Below are 4066 nucleotides of genomic sequence, written 5' to 3'. Positions count from 1 at the left end.
TACCGCCCTGACCTGGTGTTTCTCCGGATTCCACCTAGGCTGTGGAGGTCTACTGGACGCTACCGAAGGGGACTTCGTGAGTGAGGACCGGAGCACGTACGACGCCTCCCACATCCAGGTGCTGGACCCGCGCGAGGCCATCCGGAGGAGGCCTGGGATGTACGTCGGCTCGGCCGACGAACGCGGGCTGCACCACCAGCTGTTCGAGCTCTGCGACTGGGGGGTGAACGAGGTCCTCGCCGGCCGTGCCGGCCGAGTGGACGTCACCCTGGCCCCGGAGGGGTGGGTACGGATCGCCGTCGACGGCCCGCGGGTGGCGCCGGACGGCGGCAACGCAGACCCCCGGACCCCCCGCCTCGAAGCCCTGCTGGCCGACGTCGACGCCCAGCCGGCGGTCTGGAGCCGTCACTCCGTGGACCTCAGCAGGTGCGGTTCGCGCATGGGACCCTTCGTGGCCAACGCCCTGTCGAGCCGGCTGACGGCGGAGTTCATGCACGGGGAAACCCGGCGGGTGCACCGTTACGAGCGCGGCTTCGCGGTCGGACCGGAGGCTCCGCAGGTATCGGAGGCGGTGGACGGGGCGGGTGCCGCGCCCGGCACCGTCGTCACGTTCCGGCCCGACGCGGAGGTCTTCGGTGCGGCGGAGCATTCGTTCGACGTACTGGCGGAACGTTTCAGGGAACTGGCTTTCCTCAACCCCGGCCTCGACATCCACCTGACCGACCAGCGGTCGGTGGACCGGGCACGGTCGGAGCGGTTCCGCTCCCCGGGCGGGGTACGGGACTTCGTCGCCTTCCTGGCGGGGCGGCGGGCTACGGCGTCCGTCCACGGGAAGGTGCACGGCTTCGCCCTGGAGGAGCCGCGGATCGCGGGTTCGGTCGAAGTCGCCCTGAGCTGGGGCAGCGACCACGGGGAGGAGGTCCGGGGCTTCGCCAACAGCTCCCCCACCCCCTGCGGCGGCACGCACGTGGCGGGCTTCCGCGCCGGGCTCGCCGCAGCGGTCGCCGCCTTCGCCCGCGAGCGCGGGCTGGTCTCGCCGGCGGCCCCCGGTCTCGATGCCGGCCAGGTGAGCGGGGGCCTGACGGCGGTCGTCTCGGTGAAGCTCGACCGGCCCGAGTTCACGGGTGCCACGCGCGGCGGACTGGGCAACGACGGTGTGCGCGACCGCGTGGCGGATGCCGTGCGGGAGCACCTGGGCGCCTGGCTGGCCGAGGACCCTCAGCTGGCGGCGACCGTCACCGACCGCGTCACCGCCGCCCTGGACGCCCTCGGCGGCTGACCGCGCCCGCGTACGCGGCCACCCCTTGGCTGCCGGCAGGGGAATGTCAGTGGTCCCCCGTAGGCTCATGACATGACGCCGATCACGATCATCTCCGGAGACGCCACCAGTCCGCAGGCCAAGGGACCCAAGATCATCGCGCATGTCTGCAACGATCTCGGCGGCTGGGGAAAGGGCTTCGTGCTGGCCATATCCAAGCGCTGGCCGGAACCCGAGAAGGACTACCGGGCCTGGCACCGCGGCCGCTCCGGCAACGACTTCGGCCTCGGCGCGGTCCGGCTGGTCCGCGTCCGGCCCGACACCTGGGTCGCCAACATGATCGGCCAACGGGGCATACGCACCGGCAGCGCGGGGGTCCCCATCCGTTACGACGCCCTGGAACGCTGCCTGACCGCCCTTTCCGACCACGCCGTCGAACTGGGCGCCTCGGTCCATATGCCCCGCATCGGCTGCGGACTGGCCGGCGGGAAGTGGTCCCGCGTGGAACCACTGATCAGCCAGGCCCTTTCCGCGAAGGGCGTGGCGGTGACGGTGTACGACCACGACGGCGCCTGAGCCACGCCGTCGCGCCACAGCCGTCGTAGGCCGGAGGCGGCGGCCTCCCCGGACGCCAACGCCCCGCGACGGCGGCCCGTTGGCGTCCGGCTGGCTGGCCCGGCCCGGGTCGGCCCGGGTCGGCTGGCATGATCAGCGCATGCGGGAGTACTCCTGGCCCGGGGAGAACGGCAGGCATGTGCCCGACACCGCTTCGGCATGGGCCAAGACCGTCCGCGCCCTCCCGACAGGTACGCGGCACGCCGGCCGCCTGCGCACCCGGCACGGTCTGACGCCGGGCTCCCTCTTCGGCCGGTAGGCCGGCCCCGCAACGGCGGAGAGCCGCCGTTCGTCGCAGGTCACGGCCGCCGCCTTCGCGTAGGCGTCCGCCGCCGACGTTGACATACGCACCTCCGCACACCATCCTTTCACCACTTCCTTAGTGAAAGGATGGTGCGTCGACGTGGTCGAGTACCGCATCGACCGGCGCAGTGGTCTGGCCACCTACCTCCAGATCGTGCAGCAGACCAAACAGGCGCTCCGCCTGGGCCTGTTGCGGCCCGGGGACCGGCTGCCCACCGCCCGTGAGGTGGTCGAGGCCCTCGCCATCAATCCCAACACGGTGCTCAAGGCGTACCGGGAACTCGAACGCGAGGGCCTGGTCGAGGGCCGCCGGGGACTCGGCACCTTCGTCCGCCGGACGCTCGGCGAAGGCGGCGCCGCCGACGCCGCGTTGCGCACCGAGCTCGCCGCCTGGCTGGCACGGGCCCGGCGCGCGGGGCTGGAGGAGGACGACATCACCGCACTGTTCACCGCCGTGCTGACCGGATCCGAGAACGAAACGAACCAGGGGGACGAGACATGACGGCAGACTTAGAAGTGCACGGCCTCGGAAGGAGGTTCAGGCGCGGCGGCTGGGCCCTGCGCGACTGTTCCTTCCGCATTCCCGCCGCCTGGCTCGGGGAATGAGCGGGCCGGCGAGCGGCTCCGGCAGGAGGGGCGGAGGGGGCTCGGCTGGAGTCGGCCGCGTCCCCTCGTCCCCGCGTCAGCCCTGTGTCGTCCCGGCGGCCTCGGCGCGGGCGAGCTCGGCGGCCGGAAAGGGCGTCCGCTTGCTCTCCTGGAGCATCCGGCGGTGGAAGCCGCGCAGGATCACGGCGGTCCGGGCGTGCCGTTCGAGGATCGCGGCGAGCTCCGGGGGCACCCCGTCGGGCCTTCGTCCCGCGACCCAGTCCTCCAGGAACACGTCCCTCTCCGTATCGCCCCGGAGGCGGTCGACGAGGTGGAGGCGGAGCAGATGGCCCGCGATGTAGTGGCGGTCGTACGCGAGATGGTCCGACAGGAACCGCTCCTCGGCCGCCGAGAGCTCGAAGCCCGAGCTCAGGGCCAGTCCGAAGTCGGCGAAGTAGATCAGCCGGCCATCGGTCAGGACGTTGTCGAAGTGGGCGTCGAAGTGCACGAGCCCGCGGGCGTTCATGAACGCCGCTCCGCACGCCAGGGCCTCCTCCACCCTCGGGTAAGGGGAGCCGGCGCCGGTCGGCTCGGCGTCCAGCCGCTGCTCGCGCAGCCACGCACCGAGGGTCTGCGGCACGTGCTCGAGGAAGAGCACCAGGCTGTGGGAGGAACGGCCGATGGCCTCCAGCCGCTCGCGGACCGCCTGGGAGCCGTCCCAGTGGGCGACCGCTCCGTCGATGCCCCCGAGGGCGTCCATGAAGCCCTCGGGAGGGGTGTCGGGGAGGACGCGCCAGTGGTGCATGAGGGGAAAGCCCTCGTACTCCCGGGCCAGGACCCAGTTGCTGGTCATGGTGTGGACCGCCAGCTCACGCCAGGCGCCGAACCCGGCCGAGCCCAGGCCGTACTGGTAGAACGTCGGCAGACCGAAGAGGTTCGCCGTGGAGCGTACGTTCTCCGGCTGGATCTCGACGTCCGTCAACGGCACCCTCTTGACGAAGACCCGTACCCCGTCCACGTCCAGCTCCGCCGTCCTGCCGCCGATGCCGGAGCCGGCCGGACGGGCGGAGGCCACCAGGTCGCCGAGCCGGCGGTCGCTCAGCAGCGACAGACGGGTCGAGACGGTGCCGTGGGCCGCCAGACGCGCGGCGTACCGCGCGTCGGGGTGGTCCGTCGTGGGATCCTCCTCGGTGCCCCCGAGCAGGGCGTCGGTGACCATGTGCCCGTTCCCCCTTCCCCTCATCCTCAGCCCCCCGTCGTCAGCATCCCGCATCCCCCTCAGCCGCCGAGCGCTGTCTCTTATAC

The 4066-nt window shown here is 72.2% G+C and carries 5 protein-coding genes; 4 read left to right on the top strand and 1 reads right to left on the bottom strand.

The window, feature by feature from the left end; translation table 11 throughout:
• The first annotated feature begins 76 nt into the window (after positions 1 to 76).
• From VR44_RS33720 to VR44_RS33710, 4 genes are all read left to right on the top strand, one after another.
• The gene (locus VR44_RS33720) at positions 77 to 1279 is read left to right on the top strand and encodes a DNA topoisomerase subunit B (RefSeq protein WP_045951446.1); all 1203 of its coding nucleotides are present in this window, start codon (positions 77 to 79) and stop codon (positions 1277 to 1279) included.
• 72 nt (positions 1280 to 1351) lie between these two features.
• The gene (locus VR44_RS33715) at positions 1352 to 1834 is read left to right on the top strand and encodes a macro domain-containing protein (RefSeq protein ID WP_045951445.1); all 483 of its coding nucleotides are present in this window, start codon (positions 1352 to 1354) and stop codon (positions 1832 to 1834) included.
• 139 nt (positions 1835 to 1973) lie between these two features.
• Entirely contained in the window at positions 1974 to 2132 is a 159-nt protein-coding gene (locus tag VR44_RS45515; RefSeq protein WP_157880490.1) for a hypothetical protein, read from the top strand.
• Between the two features lie 144 nt (positions 2133 to 2276).
• Positions 2277 to 2678, top strand: a complete 402-nt coding sequence (locus VR44_RS33710; RefSeq protein WP_045951444.1) for a GntR family transcriptional regulator — start codon at positions 2277 to 2279, stop codon at positions 2676 to 2678.
• Between the two features lie 180 nt (positions 2679 to 2858).
• Here VR44_RS33710 and VR44_RS33705 read toward each other — a convergent pair whose 3' ends face one another.
• Positions 2859 to 3980, bottom strand: a complete 1122-nt coding sequence (locus VR44_RS33705) for a protein kinase family protein (RefSeq protein WP_045951443.1) — start codon at positions 3978 to 3980, stop codon at positions 2859 to 2861.
• Positions 3981 to 4066 lie beyond the last annotated feature (86 nt).

It is taken from the genome of Streptomyces katrae (assembly GCF_000966975.1).
In the GTDB taxonomy this organism is placed as follows: Bacteria; Actinomycetota; Actinomycetes; order Streptomycetales; family Streptomycetaceae; genus Streptomyces; species Streptomyces katrae.
The sequence above is the reverse complement of the archived record's forward strand: the minus strand, read 5'-3'. Positions and strand labels throughout refer to the sequence as shown.

Excerpts from the sequence above, each read along its gene's own strand:
- VR44_RS33715 (WP_045951445.1), top strand. The coding sequence starts at position 1,352 with ATGACGCCGATCACGATCATCTCCGGAGACGCCACCAGTCCGCAGGCC.
- VR44_RS45515 (WP_157880490.1), top strand. The coding sequence starts at position 1,974 with ATGCGGGAGTACTCCTGGCCCGGGGAGAACGGCAGGCATGTGCCCGAC.
- VR44_RS33705 (WP_045951443.1), bottom strand. The coding sequence starts at position 3,980 with ATGGTCACCGACGCCCTGCTCGGGGGCACCGAGGAGGATCCCACGACG.